Raw genomic sequence first — 16,420 nt, 5'->3', positions numbered from 1 at the left:
ACGGCGAGGGGCCGGCTACTTGGCGTCCAGCTTCTGGCGCAGCTGGTCCAGGGTGGATCCGTCGGGCGTGTGCCACAGGGTCCAGCCGTTGATGACGTTGCCGGTGATGGCTTCTGCCGCCTTCGACGGGGAGGGGAACGGGGAGGAGTGGCCGTCGACGATGAGCTGGCCGTCGGCGGTCACCACCGCGCGGCCGGATCGGCCCGCGCGGCGCTGGTGGAAGGTGAGGACGGTGTCCGGCTTCAGCAGGCCGGCCTGCATCAGGGCAGCGAGCGGCCCGTGAGGGATGACGGGCGTGGCCTCCGGGGTGGCGGACCCGCCACCGAGGGACAGGGTGACGTGGATGGTGTCGTCGCCGCTCGCGCTGGTGAGGCGGGCGATGACGGCGGGGTCGAAGTGGATGCTGAGCGTGGCCATGCGATCTCCTGCCGATGCGCTCCGAAGAGCCTGATCACTTGCTTACGCTTCGATCGTAAGTAGCTTAAGCGCTTATTTCAACTCTCTTCTTCAGTAGTGCAGCAGAGATTGCCCGCCAAGGCCGCAGGCTCCTGGAGATCGGCCTGGGCGGGCTCGCGGACGCTCCCACCTCCCTCGAACGCACCTTGTACGGTACCCGTACGGTGAAAGTGCGCGATCCTTACGGTTGATGGGGTAGAGTGTGGGTCAGGAGGTGTTCCATGTCCGAGATGTTCGACGCGGTCGACGCGCTGGTCGCGTCCCGCTCTCCGCTGCCGCCGGCGGAGGAGCGCAAGCGGCTGCGCACCGCGCACGGCCTGACGCTGGACGAAGTCGCCGGCGCGCTGAAGGTGCGTCGGGCCACGGTGTCCGCATGGGAGTCGACGAAGAAGCCGACCGAGCCGCGCGGCCCTGAGCGTGAGGCGTACGCCCGGCTGCTGCGGCAGCTCGCGGAGCTCTACCCCGCACCCGCCACGCCGGAGAAGCCGGCTGCCCCGGTGCCCGCCACCTTCGCCGGCGCTGTCGACTCGGAAGGAATCGTGCCGACCGCTGTAGTCGACGAACTCGCCGCATCCCTCTCCCCCTCTCCCGGCGTGCCCCGCCCGGCGGGCTTCGCCGACCCGGCGGAAGCGCGGACTCTGTCCACAGGGGAGGCGTCCGAGGCTCGGGCCATGACTGCAACCGAGAACACCCAGACCCCTGTCCCTGTCGCCACTGCTCCGGCGGCCGCGCCGCGTCCGGCGCGCACCACCAGGACGTCGTCGACGTCGCGCCGCCCGGGTGCGAAGAAGGCGGCCCCGGCCGGAACCCCGGCGGGCGGCGCCGACCCGCGCTTCGAGAACGGCCCGTTGGCGGTCGTCGACGTCGAGGACGACGGCACGGTGCTGGCGTACTGCACCGGCGGTCTGGTCCTGGACGTGCCCGCCAAGAGCATCCCGGCCCTGGTGGACTGGACGCTGCGCGAGGCCAAGCTCGGGGCCCCGAAGCTCGCTGGGCCGGGCAAGGACGCCGACCCGCTCATCGTGCTCACCGAGGCCGCCCTGGAGCGCTACGGCCTGCCCGTCACGCTCACGGAGGAGGAGAAGCACGCCGGGCGGATCCCGGAGGGCCACAAGGTCATCAAGCAGCTGGCCCGCGCGGAGTGGAAGCTGACGAAGAGGGGCTTCGGCCCGTGGGCGCGGATCTACCGCCCCGCGACCGGTTCGGAGCGGGCCTGCGTCCAGCTGTGCATCCCGTCCTGGAACGCGCTCGACTCCCGGCACTGGGGCGAGGCCGGGCAGCTCCCGCCGGCGGAGCTCGCCCGCGTCCTGGGCGTGTACGCCTCCCGCGTGATGACGCCGCGCGGCTCCACGGCCGTGACCGGCCTGGAGCTGATGACCGCCCTGCACCCGCCGACCCGGGCCTCCGAGGCGGACGCCGACGGCAAGCGGCACTCCGAGCACAACTCCGGCTCGCTCGGCAAGGACGCCATCGACCCGATGAACTGGCCGCCGTGCGAGGTCCCCGACGGCCACCCGGTCCTCAAGGACCTGCCCCGGTTCCACGTGCGCGGCCCCGGCGAGAAGCTGTTCGAGGAGGCGTACGACTGGGCGCGGCCGATGACCGACGCGGAGTGCACCCTGCGGTACCTGGTCGGCATCGACGTCAACATGGCCTTCGCCGCCGGCGCGAACGGGTTGAACGTCGGCCTCGGGGAGGCGACGCACGTCAAGGCCCCGGAGTTCGACCCGAAGCTGCCCGGCTCGTGGCTGGTCGACCTGTCCCACGTCGACCTGTCCCGCGTGAAGGTCGGCAAGGAGTGGGGGGAGCTGGACGGTTCGCTGCTGCCCTCTCCGTTCACGCCGAAGGGCGAGCGCCCAACCGGCCCGGCCTGGTACGCGACGCCCACCGTCGCGTACGCGGCGGAACTCGGCTACGAGGTCCGGCCGATCGAGGCGTGGGTCCGGTACGACAACGGCCGCTACCTGGACGGCTGGTACAACCGGCTGCGCGACGCCTACCTCGCCACGATGGCCGACCTCGGCGTCGACGCCGACCTGGCCCCGGCCGACTTCCTCGCCGCGATGGACGGCTACAAGGCCCGCGACCCGGAGCTCGCGATCGTCACCACGGCGATCAAGGCCACGGTCAAGGGCGGCCTGGGCAAGCTCCGCGAGCGGCCCCGCGGCGAGGGCTGGAAGCCCGGCGAGCCGTGGCGCGCCCTGTCCCGCCCGACGTGGCGGCCCGACATTCGCGCGGCGGTCATCTCCCGCACCCGGATCAACCTGCACCGCAAGATCGTCAAGCACGCCGCCTTCACCGGGCAGTACCCCATCGCGATCCTGTCCGACTGCGTCGTCTACGCCGCCAACGGGCCCTCGCCGCTGGACTTCCTGCCCTACCGGGAAGGCAAGCCGCTGCCCGGCGGCTTCAAGCTCGGCATCAACCCCGGCCTGGTCAAGCACGAAGGCACCCAGAGCGTCCTGTGGGGCGAGGAAGTCCGGGAGCGGTTCAACGCCCCGGAGCTCAACCTCGCCCGGTACATCAAGGACGGCACCGTCACCGACGTCGACAACGGAGAGTAGGAGTAGGCCACGATGAGCCTGTTCGGGGACGGCCTGGAGGCCGCGGTGCAGAAGGCGTTCACCCGCCCGGCACCCAAGAGCGCGGGTGCGCAGATGCGGTACCTGGTCAAGCAGCTCAAGGGCACGAAGGCGGTCGCCCAGATGCTGCGGGTCTCCCAGCGCACCGTCGAGCGGTACGTGAAAGACCAGATCAAGAAGCCCCGCCCGGACCTCGCCGCGCGCATGGAGCGCGAGGTGAAGAAGCGGTGGCAGCCGCAGATCCGCGCGAAGGCCAAGGAGAAGGCGGCCAGCACGGGCGGCATCGTCATCGACACCCGCGCCCGCATGGGCTACACGGCCCCGATCGGGTCGACGGACCAGGACCGCATCCGGCACCTGACCGTCGCCCTGCCGCCCGCCTACGCCGCCCACCTCTTCGCCGCCCAGGAGGCCGGTGCCACCGACCAGCAGCTCCAGGAGATCGCGGCCGAAGCGCTCAAGGAGGTGTACTTCCAGGACGGCGGCCGCCGCGCCGGCTCCCTGGAGGAGGTCCGGTTCACGGACATCGAACACCTCGAGTTCGACCTCTAGCAGCAACGCCCCGAACAGCCCGCGAGCCCCGGACCTGAGCCGAAGCACGATAGTTGTCACATCGGCAGGCTTGTTGTCACCGACGCCGGTGACTTCGCGTCCTACAGCCTGAAGGACTACACCCGCAGGCACGTCGTGCCCTGGGGTCGTGAACGCACCCGTCGGTCCCTGACGACAGCCGAGCCGGCGGGTTCAGCGCAGTGCGATGAGCCCGATCGCAAGCGCCGCGCAGATGAGACCGACGGCCTGTCGGCGGTTCAGGCGTTCCTTCAGCAGTACGAGGGCGAGGATGACGGGAATGGCGGGGTAGAGAGCGGAGAGTACGGTGGCGATGGCCATGAGCTGTTGTCTGGTGGCCTCCAGATACAGCACGATCGCCAGTGTGCCCAGGGCACCGGCCGCCACCGTTGCCCCCCATGGCCTTCCCGTCAGCCCCCAAGGGGCACCATAGGCACCCAGGACCGCGGCGATGACCACGACGGAAACCATCCGACTCAGCACTACCGGCCACAAGCCGCTGTCCGTGCCCACCTGCGCCATGGCGAGGAACTGCACGCCGAATCCCAAACTGGCGATCAAGGCACTGGGGACCCCTGCGGATATCGCCCCGCGCTGTTTGTCACCGAGACCCGGCGAGTTCTGCGAGACCAGCCACAGCGCCGGCAAGACGGCGGCGATCCCCACCCATGCAGGCAGGGCTGGGCGCTCCCCGAGGAAACACACCCCGACCAGGACCGGAAGAGCCACAGCTCCGACATCGCTGACCGGGACGACCACACTCATCGCCCCCTGTGACATCGCCCGGTACAGGAAGGCGACCCCCACTCCTGTACCCACCCCCGACAGCGCACCCCAACCGAAGTCGGCGAGCGAGGCGGCTCCACCGTCCGGAAACAGTGCCAGGAGCAGCCCGAGCACGGTGCCGCCCAGTTGGGCGTGAAGTGCGACGGTCAGCCCGTCGTGTCTGCGCGAGACCAGGCCGTTGACGAAGTGCGTGATACCGAAACACAAAGCGGACAGCAGAGCGAGCAGCTCACCCATGGTCACGCTCGTGGCTCGCCCGGTGGTCCCGGTCCGCCTGGCCCACCGGGCAGGCCGCACCGTCCCGGACACAGACACACCGGTCGCACAGCCGGCAGATGCGTTCGGCGTCACCGGGCTGCTGGTACAAACCCGTCAGTACCTTGCTCAGCAGCTGGCCGAGCTGCTCCCTCTCGCTGTCGTCGAGGCAGTTCAGCGCCTGTCGCAGTACGTCGCTGCGGCAGGCGAGGAGAGTGCGTGCTGCCTGTGCGCCCAGATCGCTGAGCTGAAGGCGGACCCACGCTCCCCAGCTGGCTTCTTTGCGTACCAGTCCCTGTTTTTCCAGGCCATCGACCATGCGGGCCGCCGCAGACTGGCTCAGTCCTACCCGCCGACCCAGCTCGGTGACACTCAAGCCAGGGTCTGTGGACAACACCGCCAGCGCGGCAGCTCCGCTCGAACTCGTGCTGGCCGCCCGCGTCGCCTCGGCGACCACCACGTCACTGAGGGCAAGCGCGGCGGCTCCCAAAAGATTCGCCGTACGTGATTCTTCATGCATGAGTCATGCATGCCCATAATGAAGTGCGGAAACCGTACTGTCGCGGCTGAACCGCCTCAGAACTGCCGCCAAGCTTTCGATCGTCGCTTCTATGACAGAAGGCCTGCTGGATGAGCGTGTGTGACAAGTCGGATGCCTCGTCTGTGACAACCACGCTGCTTCGACCGATCTCTTTTGCCAGCCCGCCCACCTCCACTGGTGACAACCTGCGTGCTTTGGCTCAGGACCAAAGCAGGTCCGGGGCTCGCTCGCGTATCCGCGGGAGGTCGGATGTTCATGCCCGCACCGTGCTCGAGGCCTCCGGGCACCGCTGGTTGCTTCGGGTAGGAGGCCGTGAATGACGAGTTGCTGTCGTGAGGGGGAGGCATGTCCTGCATCCTGAACGCTGGTGCGCCGCGGTGCTGATAACGCAACAGGTGGCGCATCCTCACCGGACGCGCCACCTAGGGGCGCCGCGCTGGAACACGGTGGGCCCGGACCCTGTTTCATGGTGCAGCCATGGCGCCAGGGGACTCCGGCGGCAAAACCGGAGTCAGCGTTGCGAGGACCATGACACCTCGGCTGGCCATCGGCAATGCCTCCTGGACGAAATTGCACGAAAAAAAAAGTTTCAGCTTCTCCACCTGGGGCTTTCGCGAAACTGGAGTTCAACTCGTCCACGCGTTCGCCACCCTGCGGCCATCTCGTTCTGGACGCAGCCGCATCAAAGGCCCGGCCTGGGAGGACACGCATTGTGATCGTCGGGTAACCGGTGAGAGGATCAGCCGCGCCGACGGGCCGACCTGGAAGTCGCCCTCGGTCGTTCACGGTGCAGCCAACTCCCCATGCCCGCACCGGGCATGGCATGACGACAGGTAGGTCCCAGGCATGCGTCCCATCCCTTCACCGCCGGCCCCCGGCCCCGAACCCGTCGGCGGGCCGCTCACCATGCCGGAGGTGATCGTCGTGATCGTGGTCGTCATAGCCGCCGCTACCCTCGCGGCGCTCGGCATGCCGGTCACCGGTGCCCTGACATTCATCGTCGGAGCCCTGGGCGTCACCGCCCACTCCGTCCGGGTCCTGCGCGGGCCGCAAGCACCGCCGCCCGACATCGTCTGAGCGACCATGGGACGGCGTGAGAACGCCGTTGCCGCCGACACCCGGCAGGCCGCTGCGCTCGCGCGATGGCTCCGCGCCCAACGCGAGCGCAGCGGTCTCACCTACGCGGCAATGGCCAAACTGACCGATCACGAGTTCACGGCGTCCGCGCTCTCCCGCGGCGCCTCCGGCCGGGTGGTACCCACCCGGCGCCTACTGCTCGCCTTCACCGCTGCGTGCGGCGCGGACCCCGACGAGGCCCTGCGCTTGTGGACGGCCGCGCGACGGGCCAGGGAAGACCGACGGCGCCGTGCCGGCATCTCTCCGGAGTTCCAGGACCTGGCGAAAACCCTGCGTTCAGCCCTGCTCCACCCTGAGAACGTCGACAGCTTCGGCCAGCTCCACGGCGTCATGATCGAGATCCGCGCACGCCGAGGACAGCCGACGCTCAGCGAACTCCAGGCCGCGGCCGGCTGCGCGCCCGACGGACGCCACCGGCTCCCCAAGAGCAGTCTCAGCGTCATCCTCCGAGGCGAGGCGGTCCCCTCGCGCGAGCACCTCACCGCGTTCATGGAGGCCATGAACGTCTCCCCGAGCGGCGTACGCCGCTGGCAGGAAGTCTGGGACAAGCTCTCCGGAAAAACGACTAGGAGGCCGCTCACCACGCCTGTGAAGGTGACGAATGCCCCACTGAGCGAAGATCCGGTCGGCCATCGCACCCTGTCCGCACAAGTCGCTCTCGGGTCCGCAGACAACTTCGGCTTCCCACACATCCCGTTGACGACGCGGCACTCCTCCGACCCGAACGCGCGGAGAGGACCCCGAACGGCCCGCCCACCGGCAGGCAAGACCCGCGCCGGTCTCCCCGTCCGCAGACCGCGCCGCTACACCCTCACCTACCGCGTCACCGACAGCCAGATCATCGGAGTCATCACGCTCCAGCCCCGGGAAGCCCCCGACGACTTCCCCGCGGACTTTTGGAGGCCCGGTCTCAGTCCAGTACTGCAAGCACAGCTGGCACCCAACGTTACGGCACAGGAGTCCACAGCTGTAGCACAGGAGGCCACGCACCGACCGACTAGGCGACCCTTCATCGTGCTCCGCAGGGACAGGCGGCGGGACCACACCCGCTGGCCGAACTTCTGACCGGGCTCTGTCGGCGGCGATCCCGAACTGCACGTCGTTGCCGGTCGATGCTGGTGAAGCCGTCCGGAGGAATCGTCGGCGCACCTACGATGCGGTGGTGCGGAACACGAAGGCGTTCAAGGAAGCCGTTGCCCAGACGCTCGCGGAGCTGGCCCGCCGGGGTGTGACCCTTGCGCCGGCGACCGTGGAGGACACGATCGAGAAGGAGATCACCACCGTGGCGGAGCGGCTCGGGATCCAGGTGCGCTCCGCCTGGCGGTACTTCGACGCTTCCGTCACGGCCGACCGGCTCGCGCAGAGCGTGGCGTCGTACGAGGAGAGCAGCAGCGAGAAGGGTGTTGGGCAGGCTCCGATGCCGCCGCTCGACAACCCGGAGCTCGCCCTGGTCCTCGCCGGGGTGCCGGACTCACTCGCGCAGACCGGCGGCGACCTGTACGCGGTCATGATCAACGTCGCCGTCAACGCCTGGATGGCTGGCCACATCCACGGCGAGGACGGCTGCACCGGCTGCGACGGCAGCCGCGGCCCGGCCGGACACGACTGGGAAGCCAGGATGCGCACCATCACCGAGCTCCAGCCGAACATCACCAAGTGGTTCGACCGCGACGTATGGACCGCCGCCGTCAACAACGCCGGCTACACCGTCACCCGCCGCTGACCTGACGCTCAGGTCTCGTCGAAGCCGCGGTCGAAGCCCGTGAGGAAGGGGTCCAACTCGGCAGCAGCGCCGCACAGCGAGCACAGTCGGACCCCCGGCTGCTCGGCTGCGTCCAGCGCCCGGTCCAGCGGCAGCACCGGCGTTCCGGCCGGCGCCTCTGCGCAGTCGACGGCGTGCACTACACCGCCCCGGCCGGGACCGCGCCCGCCGGCCTTCGCCAAGCCGAGCAGCGGCGCGACCGCACCCGGCAGGCCGTGCTGGCACAAGTCGAGCGGCTGCATGCCGAGGTGGATGCCGTCCACGCCCCGGAGCTGATCGGGGTGCTCAGACACCTGTACTGGCAGCAGCCCGGCATCCACGGACGCCCCCTGGCTGGAAGCCGCCGGCCTCCAGCTCCACGACATGCTCGCGGCGATCGGCCCGGCGCCATCGGGGATCTTCTGCGCCGACTGCGGCACGGAGCTGCTGCGCACCAGCCGCTCGTGGAAGCCGTCCGCTCGGTACGGGCCGCCACTGTGCCCCCACTGCCTGTCCGTGGAACGCGACGCACGTTCGCAGAAGTGGCGGGTGGCGGCCCTGCGGTCCCGCATCGTCGCGGAGGCCCAGGTGCAGGCGCGAGCCATGGACTGGCGCGCCGCTGCCGAGCTGGTACTGGCCTTCCCGCCGCTGTCCCAGAAGGTCAGCCGTGGCAGCACCGCAGACCAGCAGGAAGGCGTCTGGCGCGGCTGGGAGAACGCCCGGGTGATCCGCAACCGCCTGATTGCGGCGGCCGCCGCTGGCGACGACACCGTGGGCGTCGCCGTCGACGAGGCGCAACTGCTCGTGGAAACCGCACTGCGGGTTGCCGACTGGGACACAGCTCACACCCGCGACATCGTCGACCCGATCATCCACGAACCTGCCCTCGCCCTGCTCACCCGCCTGAACCGCGAGGTGCGCGCCACCGCTCAGGCCGCCCGGAAGCGTGCCGACGCCGCATACCCGGACGGCTATGAGCTGACCGAGGACGAAGAGTCCGAGGAGCGGGGCAGTACTGGCCGGTGATGGCGAAGGGTCACTGCGGGCCGCTGGCCGCCGTGAGGGCCAGGCCGAGTTCCTCGTGTGCTCGGTCGACCATGGCTCGAGCGTGCCGGAGACCGATGCTGTCCATTTCGGTACGCAGCTCGTCCAGGTCGGCCGCCGTCTGTCCGCGTTCCCGGCCAAGGCGGGCTCGGGACTTCACCAGCCCGAGCCGGGAGAGGGCCTCACCACGCCGTTCGCCCATATCACGGAACTCCGCCAGGGCCTGCTCGTAGACGTCACAGGCCTCTGAGTAACGTCCGGCGCGGTACAGCACGTTGCCGCGCATCTTGTGGTTGTAGGCCAGAGCGCTGTCCAGCCGCATGGTGCGGCAGGTGCTCTCTGCCTCGGTGAGCAGGTCCAAGGCGCGGGCGGTGTCCCCGTCTCGGGCAGAGACTATGTCGGCGACACCGCGCAGAGCCCAGGCGTGCCCGCGACGGTCGTCGGCCTCGGTGGACACCGCGACGGCCTCCTCGAACAAGGCGAGGGCAGAGTCATACCTGCCACTGTTGCGGCGAATCTGAGCCAGGCCCTCAAGGCACCAGACTATGTGCCGCGCCTCCCCGCGCTGACGTGCCTCGGAGAGCAGTTGTTCATGCAGTGTTTCGACCTCCTCGTAACGGCCCTGGATGCGTCCGGTCTCCGCCATACCAGCCAGCGAGTAGCCCCGGGCGACGGCGTCCCCGCCACGCTTCCCTGCTTCGGCGGCGTATTTGTGAAGGCGGAACGCCAGCGTGAGCGCGCCGCGCTGGCGTGCAAGGTTGCCGCCGCTCCACAGTGCCCACGCCATTGCGCCGAAGTCGCCGTCGGCGCGGGCGTCCCTGTAGCTGGCCTTCCACGCCTCATCGGCCTCCGGAAGGTTGCCGAGCCTGCGGTGTGCCTCAGCGACGGCGAGCCCGCAGCGTGCCATCTCACGCAGCGATCCATCCTCCCGGGCCACGCGCAATTGTTCGACACCCTGAACGAGGACGTCCTCGAGCGAGGTGTTAACCGACAGGTTCGCCAGGGCCCCTTGGTATTCGGGAGCGGATGCCTTCTCACGCATAAATAGTATTCCTTGAAAAAATTGAGCTGAATTAAGTTCTGACGGACACCGCTAGAGACCGTATCTGCGCTGTCGCGAAGAGAAATCTTTCATGGCCAGGTCGAAGTCAGATTTTCCGAAATCGGGCCACAGCGTGTCAGTGAAATGCAATTCCGCCTGTGCGGTCTGCAGGGGAAGAAACCCAGAGAGGCGCCTCTCTCCGGACGTGCGGATGACGAAGTCGATGCCCGGCTGCCCAGCCAAGTCCAGACTGTCCCTGAAATCTTTTACGTCCGTAAAGCCGCGATTCATGGCATGGCGTATCTCTTCATCACTGTCGTACCCAACGGCTAGGTTGACGTTCAGGTCCGGGCAGGCATGGCTGAGGGCGACTGCGGCCTCTATCCGACGCCGAGAGGTGACGGGAAGCAGGCCGAGGTTGCCAATCGTCCTCAAGCCCGTAGCAGGTACGAGCGACAACCGATCGAAGACGTCTTCCACCGCCTGCAGCAGCGGGACGAGTTCCTCAGAAGGACGATCAAAGTTTGTGCGGGACATCAGAAAGATGGTGAGGTGAGATACTTTCCAATCGCGACACCACTCCGCCAGGGACACCGCCCGCCGCGCCCCCTCGGCGTGGCCGGCCCCCGGTGTCATCCCACGCTGGCTGGCCCATCGCCGATTACCGTCAGGAATGACGGCAATGTGGCGGCATTGTTGGGTAAGTTCGAGAGTCATGGGCCTGCACCTTGCGAATTCAATTGGGAATATCAGAGCTTGCAGTGCGATCTTGCTTTGGTGCTCTTCCGTTTGCCCGATAGGGCGATTTAGTCGCCGCTCATCGGCTCCTTGAGCGGAGTGATGACGACAGGGCCATGGCGGCGTATTCCATCTCCCGTTCGATCGCTTGGGAGTATCCAGTCCGACCGTGGTGTGCCGGTTCCTGGTAGAGAATCCTGACCAGACCTCGGCATACCACGTGTTCGCGGTGGCGGTCGGAGCACGAGGCGGGCACGCGGATCCAAAGCGTATTGGCCGGGCCGTTCTCTACGACCCCATTGGCGAAGTGCTCGTCGGTCGGTACCACGGCGATCGGCCGACCGGCACGGCGACCCACAAGGCGGACAACGTCCTCAAGGTCGGCGGTTGGAGGTACTTCGAGCTTACGGACAGCGTCGAGTGCCCACGCTTGTTCTCCCTGCCGATGCCGTATGCAAAGCCTGGCCAGCAAATTGCGCATCCGGTGAGGACGAGACTCGTCCTCACTCATGGTTGTCCATAATCTCGCTCACTGCCTCTCTAACTGCGCCTACCTACCAACGCCTGATCGCCTCAATGACGCTCACGCCGCCTGCTGGAGTCGGCTGGAACAGGAGGAAGGTTAGCGCTTGCAACGGACATGACTATAAGGTGCTGCGGCAAGCACAGGTTGGTCGGGGCAGGAGACCGCGCTGCGGTCGATCAGATGGCGTCGGTTCCGCGCAGTTCCTCTGCCTTGCGGATTTGCCCGCTGCCAGGTTCATCCCGCCGTCACGCAGAACAGGACAGCCGCCGTCGGCAGCCGGACGGGCGGCTCCACGCGCGACGTCAAGCGCCCTCACCTGGAGGCGCGGGATTTTAGTCACCCTTGCCATCACGGGGCCGTCAGACGGCGAAGGCCGGCCGCCGGACAGTCGGGGTCTCCGCTGTCGCAGGCCTCGCACAACTCCAGGGGGATCGGCCGCCCGTGTCCGTCATTCTGCGACGCAGCTCTGCTCAAGACTGCTGATCTGAGCCGCCAACCCCTTGTGACGTTGCGCGATACATGGCGGGCCGTTCAGCGAGACGCGTTGCTCCGTAATTGGCGAACCTGATGCGCCGTAGTTGGCGAGCTGGGGGGAGTGCTGGGCTTCGGAGCCAAACGCGCAGGTCACGTGATCGGGTCGGCCGGACTCGCCAACCACCGCGCAAAGCAGCCAACTACCGCGCAACGTGACACACCCTCGCCAGCAGGCGATTGGGGCCGCCGCGCCCGGAATCTATCCACAGGCGATCCGTGATCCCTAGGAGGTATGAGCGATCACGAGCAGCAGCAGTGGGCTCCGCGGCGCGGCAAGGTCCTGGAGGCCCTTGCGCGGGCGGAGCGGAAGGTGTTCACCCGGCCTGCGCCGAAATCCGCGAATGCACAGGTGAAATTCCTCCTCACGCGAGTGAAGGGGTCGGCCAAGGCCCTGGCGGAGCGCGTGGGCACCTCGACCCGCACGATCGAGCGCTACCGCGCCGGGAAGCTGAAGACCCCGCAGAAGCGCCTCCAGGCCGCCCTGGTGGAAGAGACCGAGTCCGAGTGGCAACCGCAGGTCAGGGCACAGGCACGCGAACAGGCGTCCACCTCCGGCGGCATGATGGTGGAGGTGACCGCGTACTTCGGATTCACGGGCTCGGGCAGCTCGGACGACGGTCGCATACGCACCATCACCACCCCGATCTCGCCCACCTACGCGAAGCAGATCCTGGAACTCCAGGAGGCCGGTGCGACGGAGGAGGAGCTGCATCCGATTGTCGCGGAGGCCATCACCGAGTCGTATTTCACGGAATGGGGCACCCGCGCCGACGGTCTGCGCGCGGATTTCACGCACGTTCAAGCCATTGAGTTCATGTTCTGACCCGGTCGAATTCCGAGCCTGCTATAAAGCAATCCGGCGGGTCGCCGTACAGCGCTCTGGCGGCGGCCCGCTCTGATTTCTCACCACGAATGCGAGGTCGAAGATGACCAGGATGTGGCCGCCCGGCGGCGGTACCCGTCGACCGCTCGCCCCTCGCGTCGCCGTGCCCCGCGAGCCGGTCGATCCGGCCCGCATCGGCCGCCGGGTCGTGCGGCGCCGGGCGAAGGGGATGGCCGCCGGCGCTGTCGCGGCGGCCCTCGAGGAAGCGCGGTTCGATACCCGGCAGGCGTCCCGGCACGAGGACCTGGCCGACGACGTCCGCGGCCGGCGGAGCTCGCGGAGTGGGAGCGCCTCGCCCAACTGCTCGCCGACGCCGCCCCGGGCACCGTCTGCAACCTGGACGCCGACGACGCCGTCCGGGCCGAACTCGCCGCCGACGCCGCGGCCGCCGCCGCCCGGGAAGCCGAGCTGCGCGAAGCCGCCCGCATCGCGGCCCGTGCCGACGAGCTCCAGGCGTTGCGCGAGCTCGGCACCCTGGAGCAGACCGAACCCCGTACCGGAGACGAAGCCGTCCGAGACGAGCTCACCCGGCGAGCCGGCGGGTACGTCCAGGCCGACGTCGACGCCTGGCTCGCGCACGCCCTGGCCGCACACCGCGGGCACTACCGCGACCCCGCCGCCCGCGAGGAAGCCGCCGGCCTTCTCACGCCGCCAGTCCTCGCGCACGCCGCGCTACTCGCCGAACTCGCCCGCCTGGTCCCCGGCGCCGACGTCGACCAGCTGGCGTTCGTGGCCCGGCTCGCTACCACCGAGCCCGAAGCCACCGGCGCGCTCGCCGCGTTCCTGACCCGCGCGGAACGTAGCACCGCATCCGTGATCACTGAGGGTGACTGTCACGCTGTCACGCCGACCGGTGTCACGCACCCCGATCCAGCTGTCACGTTGAGGTGTCACGCTGACGATCCGGCCCGGAACCACGGGCCCGGCCCCGGATCTGGGCCACCTCGCCAATCAACGTGACACCCCTCCCGGAGCGACTACAGTCCGCATCCGGCTGCGATTCCTCACCCGCCTGAACAGTGGGCCGATCTGTGTCATCGACCCCCTGTTTCCCCAGGTGGACACGCTCACCTGTGTCACTGTTCAGCTGATCTGTGTCATCGGACAGCGGGAAGGCACCACCGCCCGGCAGCACCCCGAGGCGGGGTCTCTGTCGCCCGGAGTCGGGCTCTCGTGCGAGCCGCCGGGATCGTCCTCGGGCGGCCCGGGGAGTGCGGAGCGGCCCCACGGCTGCCGTGCGGCCGATACCGTGGTGACACACGCCCGTTCGCGCCCTGGAGGCCCTCGATGAGCGAACAGCCGGCCCCCGCCGACACCGCCGCCCGGCAGCTGGAGCCCGCGGCCGCCGACGCGGTCCGCGCGTACGCGGCCAAGACCCGCGCCGACGCCGACCGGTTCGCCGCCGTCCTGGAGGACATCGCCACCAACGGTCTGCCCGACCCCGAGCAGTGCACCCCGTGGGAGGAGCTGCGCGAGGCCCACCTCGCCCGCCTCGCTCGGCAGCGCCCGGCCGTCGCCTGATGGCCCCGCAGCACGGCCCCCGCCGCGCCCGGATCGCGTTCTCCGACTCCGCCGCCAAGCAGCTGGAGAACATCACCAGCGAGGCGGAGATCCACGCCCTGGACCGCGCCCTGGTCGTCGTCTCCGTCGACCCCGACGTCGGCGAGCCGATCCCCGGCGACACCGCCGGCCCCCAGCTGCGCGAGTACGCCGACGAAGTCGAACGCGTACGCCTCCTGTACTGGGTGACGGCCTTGAAGACCGTGGTCGTCGTCGCCTACCTCGAGGTCTGACCCGCGACGTTCTGGACCAGTCCGACCGCGTGCTGCTGGCCACGACGGGCCTCTCCGCATGTTCGTCGGTTGGTGAGGGATCGGGTCTGTCGGGTGGTGAGGGATCGCTCGCGTACAAGGAAGACGTAGGACTGACTGACCTGATGACGGGCGCGCTCTTCTTCACCCGCCGTAGGCGAAGTACCGGAAGTACGGCCGGGTAGACCTTGCCTGCCACCCGCCTTGCACTCTTGCACCCCGACCTCCGGACGCTGCGCCGGGCGGCTCGGTGCGGGCCTGTCCGGAGACGGCCTTGCACCCCATTGGTAGGTACTACAGGTAGTACCTACGTGCGGGTTGTAGATCTCTCCCCCTGAGAGCGAAGCTCGCTGCGCGGACGCACACCACCCGCCGCCATCTGTACTGAGGTCCACCTCGCCCACCCGTCGCACATGATCCTTCCCGGCGCTGTACGGCCGCCTGCGACGCTCTGACGCCCTCCGGGCCCCGAGTCCGATCAAGGCCCTGAAAAGCGCTCACAGCGGCGCACAGCGCTTCGGGCGGCGGTGAAAGCACCCTGCTCCGACGTCACCCACTCCCCCGCGGGTCGCCGCCTCTCGCTGCTTCCGGCCCGAGCTCTGCCCTCAGAGGGAAGGAAACTCAACCCGCACATAGGTACTACCTGTAGTACCTACCAATGGGGTGCAAGACGCGCTCCGCTCCGCCAGGCCGCGACCGTCGGCGGCTGTCACCGACCGGGTGCAGCGCCTCGCGCTGCTCGGTCGCTGACGTCCTGCTGCTCCTGGTGGTGAAGGGTGCAAGAGGTCTGCTGCACGTCCGGCAGGGAGTGCACCGCAGGGAGTGCACCGCAGCATTCGCACGGTCCAGGTGGCACACGGGTGCTGCACGGGTAGCAAGGTCGGCTTACTGGCTCTAACAAAAGCTGCTGATCATGAGGCTGTCGGCCGCTCTGCCCGTATGTCTGGGCATGGGAAACCGTCAGTCGCGGCCGTGGATCGTGTCGGACGAACTGTGGTCGCTGGTCGAGCCGTTGCTGCCGCAGCCGGGTCCGAAGAAGGCCGAGGGCAGACCGCGGGTGCCAGACCGGCAGGCCCTGTGCGGCATCCTCTTCGTCCTGCACACCGGAATCCAGTGGGAGTACCTGCCCCAGGAACTCGGCTTCGGCTCGGGCATGACCTGCTGGCGGCGCCTTGCGGCCTGGAACGAGGCCGGCGTCTGGGACCAGCTGCACCAGCTGCTGCTGAACGAGCTGCGGTCGAAGAACCAGCTGGACTGGGAACGGGCGGTGATCGACTCCTCGCATGTGCGGGCCGCCCGACGGGGCCCAAAAGCGGGCCCAGCCCGGTCGACCGCGCACGGCCGGGCAGCAAACACCACCTCATCGTCGACGGCCAGGGCATCCCGCTCGCGGTGTCGCTGACCGGCGGCAACCGCAATGACGTCACCCAACTCGAGCCGCTGCTCGACAAGATTCCCGCCGTCGCGGGCCGGGTCGGCAGGCCGCGCCGGCGCCCGGATGCACTGCTGGCCGACCGCGGCTACGACCACGACAAGTACCGCCGCCTGCTCTGGCAGAGAGGCATACGCCCCGTGATCGCGAAGCGAGGCGAGCCGCACGGCACCGGCCTGGGCACCTTCCGCTACGTCGTTGAGCGCACGATCGCCTGGCTCCACGGCTTCCGCCGCCTGCGCATCCGCTGGGAACGACGCGACGACATCCACGAAGCATTCCTGGGCCTCGCCGTCTGCCTGATCACCCACCGCCACGTCCAGCGGCTTTGTTAGGACCTCT

General features: G+C 68.7%; 17 protein-coding genes and 1 pseudogene. 10 read left to right on the top strand and 8 right to left on the bottom strand.

The window, feature by feature from the left end; genetic code table 11:
- Positions 1-15: 15 nt before the first annotated feature.
- Positions 16-417: a DUF4357 domain-containing protein gene (locus ACVV2G_RS27380; protein ID WP_453845435.1), complete on the bottom strand. Its 402-nt coding sequence runs from the start codon at positions 415-417 to the stop codon at positions 16-18.
- Between the two features lie 260 nt (positions 418-677).
- On the opposite strand from ACVV2G_RS27380, the gene tap reads away from it, so the two are divergent.
- Both tap and tpg (ACVV2G_RS27370) read left to right on the top strand, forming a co-directional pair.
- A complete protein-coding gene (gene tap, locus ACVV2G_RS27375) occupies positions 678-3,020 on the top strand; it encodes a telomere-associated protein Tap (protein WP_453845434.1) in 2,343 nt (780 codons plus the stop codon).
- Positions 3,021-3,032: 12 nt separating this feature from the next.
- Positions 3,033-3,590 carry a telomere-protecting terminal protein Tpg gene (tpg, locus tag ACVV2G_RS27370; RefSeq protein ID WP_453845433.1) on the top strand — a complete coding sequence of 186 codons (558 nt, stop codon included), beginning with the start codon at positions 3,033-3,035 and terminating at the stop codon, positions 3,588-3,590.
- 192 nt (positions 3,591-3,782) lie between these two features.
- Here the strand turns inward: tpg (ACVV2G_RS27370) and ACVV2G_RS27365 are convergent, their stop codons facing one another.
- Together ACVV2G_RS27365 and ACVV2G_RS27360 are read right to left on the bottom strand one after the other, a co-directional pair.
- On the bottom strand, positions 3,783-4,631 hold the full coding sequence (locus ACVV2G_RS27365; RefSeq protein WP_453845432.1) for an EamA family transporter: 849 nt from the start codon (positions 4,629-4,631) through the stop codon (positions 3,783-3,785).
- Entirely contained in the window at positions 4,624-5,169 is a 546-nt protein-coding gene (locus ACVV2G_RS27360) for a MarR family winged helix-turn-helix transcriptional regulator (protein WP_453845431.1), read from the bottom strand. Before ACVV2G_RS27360 ends, ACVV2G_RS27365 begins: the two co-directional genes overlap by 8 nt.
- Before the next feature lie 867 nt (positions 5,170-6,036).
- Here ACVV2G_RS27360 and ACVV2G_RS27355 point away from each other — a divergent pair.
- From ACVV2G_RS27355 to ACVV2G_RS27345, 3 genes are all read left to right on the top strand, one after another.
- Entirely contained in the window at positions 6,037-6,267 is a 231-nt protein-coding gene (locus tag ACVV2G_RS27355) for a hypothetical protein (RefSeq protein ID WP_453845430.1), read from the top strand.
- A gap of 6 nt (positions 6,268-6,273) precedes the next feature.
- On the top strand, positions 6,274-7,392 hold the full coding sequence (locus ACVV2G_RS27350; protein WP_453845429.1) for a helix-turn-helix transcriptional regulator: 1,119 nt from the start codon (positions 6,274-6,276) through the stop codon (positions 7,390-7,392).
- A gap of 97 nt (positions 7,393-7,489) precedes the next feature.
- Positions 7,490-8,050 carry a hypothetical protein gene (locus ACVV2G_RS27345; protein ID WP_453845428.1) on the top strand — a complete coding sequence of 187 codons (561 nt, stop codon included), beginning with the start codon at positions 7,490-7,492 and terminating at the stop codon, positions 8,048-8,050.
- An 8-nt stretch (positions 8,051-8,058) separates the two neighbouring features.
- Here ACVV2G_RS27345 and ACVV2G_RS27340 read toward each other — a convergent pair whose 3' ends face one another.
- Positions 8,059-8,523 carry a DUF6233 domain-containing protein gene (locus ACVV2G_RS27340; RefSeq protein ID WP_453845427.1) on the bottom strand — a complete coding sequence of 155 codons (465 nt, stop codon included), beginning with the start codon at positions 8,521-8,523 and terminating at the stop codon, positions 8,059-8,061.
- Between the two features lie 61 nt (positions 8,524-8,584).
- On the opposite strand from ACVV2G_RS27340, the gene ACVV2G_RS27335 reads away from it, so the two are divergent.
- Entirely contained in the window at positions 8,585-9,094 is a 510-nt protein-coding gene (locus ACVV2G_RS27335; RefSeq protein WP_453845426.1) for a hypothetical protein, read from the top strand.
- A gap of 10 nt (positions 9,095-9,104) precedes the next feature.
- On the opposite strand, the gene ACVV2G_RS27330 is transcribed toward ACVV2G_RS27335, so the two are convergent.
- The gene (locus ACVV2G_RS27330; RefSeq protein WP_453845425.1) at positions 9,105-10,154 is read right to left on the bottom strand and encodes a tetratricopeptide repeat protein; all 1,050 of its coding nucleotides are present in this window, start codon (positions 10,152-10,154) and stop codon (positions 9,105-9,107) included.
- Positions 10,155-10,205: 51 nt separating this feature from the next.
- Complete coding sequence (gene uppS, locus ACVV2G_RS27325; RefSeq protein WP_453845424.1) at positions 10,206-10,871, bottom strand: polyprenyl diphosphate synthase; 666 nt, start codon at positions 10,869-10,871, stop codon at positions 10,206-10,208.
- Positions 10,872-12,184: 1,313 nt separating this feature from the next.
- Here uppS and tpg (ACVV2G_RS27320) point away from each other — a divergent pair.
- Positions 12,185-12,775 (top strand): telomere-protecting terminal protein Tpg, encoded by a 591-nt coding sequence (gene tpg / locus ACVV2G_RS27320; RefSeq protein ID WP_453845423.1) that lies wholly within the window; start codon positions 12,185-12,187, stop codon positions 12,773-12,775.
- A 21-nt stretch (positions 12,776-12,796) separates the two neighbouring features.
- Here the strand turns inward: tpg (ACVV2G_RS27320) and ACVV2G_RS27315 are convergent, their stop codons facing one another.
- Positions 12,797-13,501 (bottom strand): hypothetical protein, encoded by a 705-nt coding sequence (locus ACVV2G_RS27315; RefSeq protein ID WP_453845422.1) that lies wholly within the window; start codon positions 13,499-13,501, stop codon positions 12,797-12,799.
- Between the two features lie 6 nt (positions 13,502-13,507).
- Positions 13,508-13,672 (bottom strand): hypothetical protein, encoded by a 165-nt coding sequence (locus ACVV2G_RS27310; RefSeq protein WP_453845421.1) that lies wholly within the window; start codon positions 13,670-13,672, stop codon positions 13,508-13,510.
- 450 nt (positions 13,673-14,122) lie between these two features.
- Here ACVV2G_RS27310 and ACVV2G_RS27305 point away from each other — a divergent pair, with 450 nt between their 5' ends.
- The 3 genes and pseudogenes from ACVV2G_RS27305 to ACVV2G_RS27295 all read left to right on the top strand — a co-directional run bounded on the left by ACVV2G_RS27305 (position 14,123) and on the right by ACVV2G_RS27295 (position 16,413).
- The gene (locus tag ACVV2G_RS27305) at positions 14,123-14,356 is read left to right on the top strand and encodes a hypothetical protein (protein WP_030655479.1); all 234 of its coding nucleotides are present in this window, start codon (positions 14,123-14,125) and stop codon (positions 14,354-14,356) included.
- Positions 14,356-14,628 (top strand): hypothetical protein, encoded by a 273-nt coding sequence (locus tag ACVV2G_RS27300; RefSeq protein WP_453845420.1) that lies wholly within the window; start codon positions 14,356-14,358, stop codon positions 14,626-14,628. Before ACVV2G_RS27305 ends, ACVV2G_RS27300 begins: the two co-directional genes overlap by 1 nt.
- A gap of 931 nt (positions 14,629-15,559) precedes the next feature.
- Positions 15,560-16,413 (top strand): annotated as a pseudogene (locus ACVV2G_RS27295) (IS5 family transposase).
- Positions 16,414-16,420 lie beyond the last annotated feature (7 nt).

The sequence above is a fragment of the Streptomyces sp. JK94 genome (genome assembly GCF_053613315.1).
This window is presented reverse-complemented; position numbering and strand designations above follow the sequence as displayed.

Coding starts and splice junctions, on each gene's coding strand:
- ACVV2G_RS27305 (WP_030655479.1), top strand. CDS start 14,123: ATGAGCGAACAGCCGGCCCCCGCCGACACCGCCGCCCGGCAGCTGGAG.
- ACVV2G_RS27365 (WP_453845432.1), bottom strand. CDS start 4,631: ATGGGTGAGCTGCTCGCTCTGCTGTCCGCTTTGTGTTTCGGTATCACG.
- ACVV2G_RS27355 (WP_453845430.1), top strand. CDS start 6,037: ATGCGTCCCATCCCTTCACCGCCGGCCCCCGGCCCCGAACCCGTCGGC.
- ACVV2G_RS27380 (WP_453845435.1), bottom strand. CDS start 417: ATGGCCACGCTCAGCATCCACTTCGACCCCGCCGTCATCGCCCGCCTC.
- ACVV2G_RS27330 (WP_453845425.1), bottom strand. CDS start 10,154: ATGCGTGAGAAGGCATCCGCTCCCGAATACCAAGGGGCCCTGGCGAAC.
- ACVV2G_RS27360 (WP_453845431.1), bottom strand. CDS start 5,169: ATGCATGAAGAATCACGTACGGCGAATCTTTTGGGAGCCGCCGCGCTT.
- tpg (WP_453845433.1), top strand. CDS start 3,033: ATGAGCCTGTTCGGGGACGGCCTGGAGGCCGCGGTGCAGAAGGCGTTC.
- uppS (WP_453845424.1), bottom strand. CDS start 10,871: ATGACTCTCGAACTTACCCAACAATGCCGCCACATTGCCGTCATTCCT.
- ACVV2G_RS27350 (WP_453845429.1), top strand. CDS start 6,274: ATGGGACGGCGTGAGAACGCCGTTGCCGCCGACACCCGGCAGGCCGCT.
- tpg (WP_453845423.1), top strand. CDS start 12,185: ATGAGCGATCACGAGCAGCAGCAGTGGGCTCCGCGGCGCGGCAAGGTC.
- ACVV2G_RS27300 (WP_453845420.1), top strand. CDS start 14,356: ATGGCCCCGCAGCACGGCCCCCGCCGCGCCCGGATCGCGTTCTCCGAC.
- tap (WP_453845434.1), top strand. CDS start 678: ATGTCCGAGATGTTCGACGCGGTCGACGCGCTGGTCGCGTCCCGCTCT.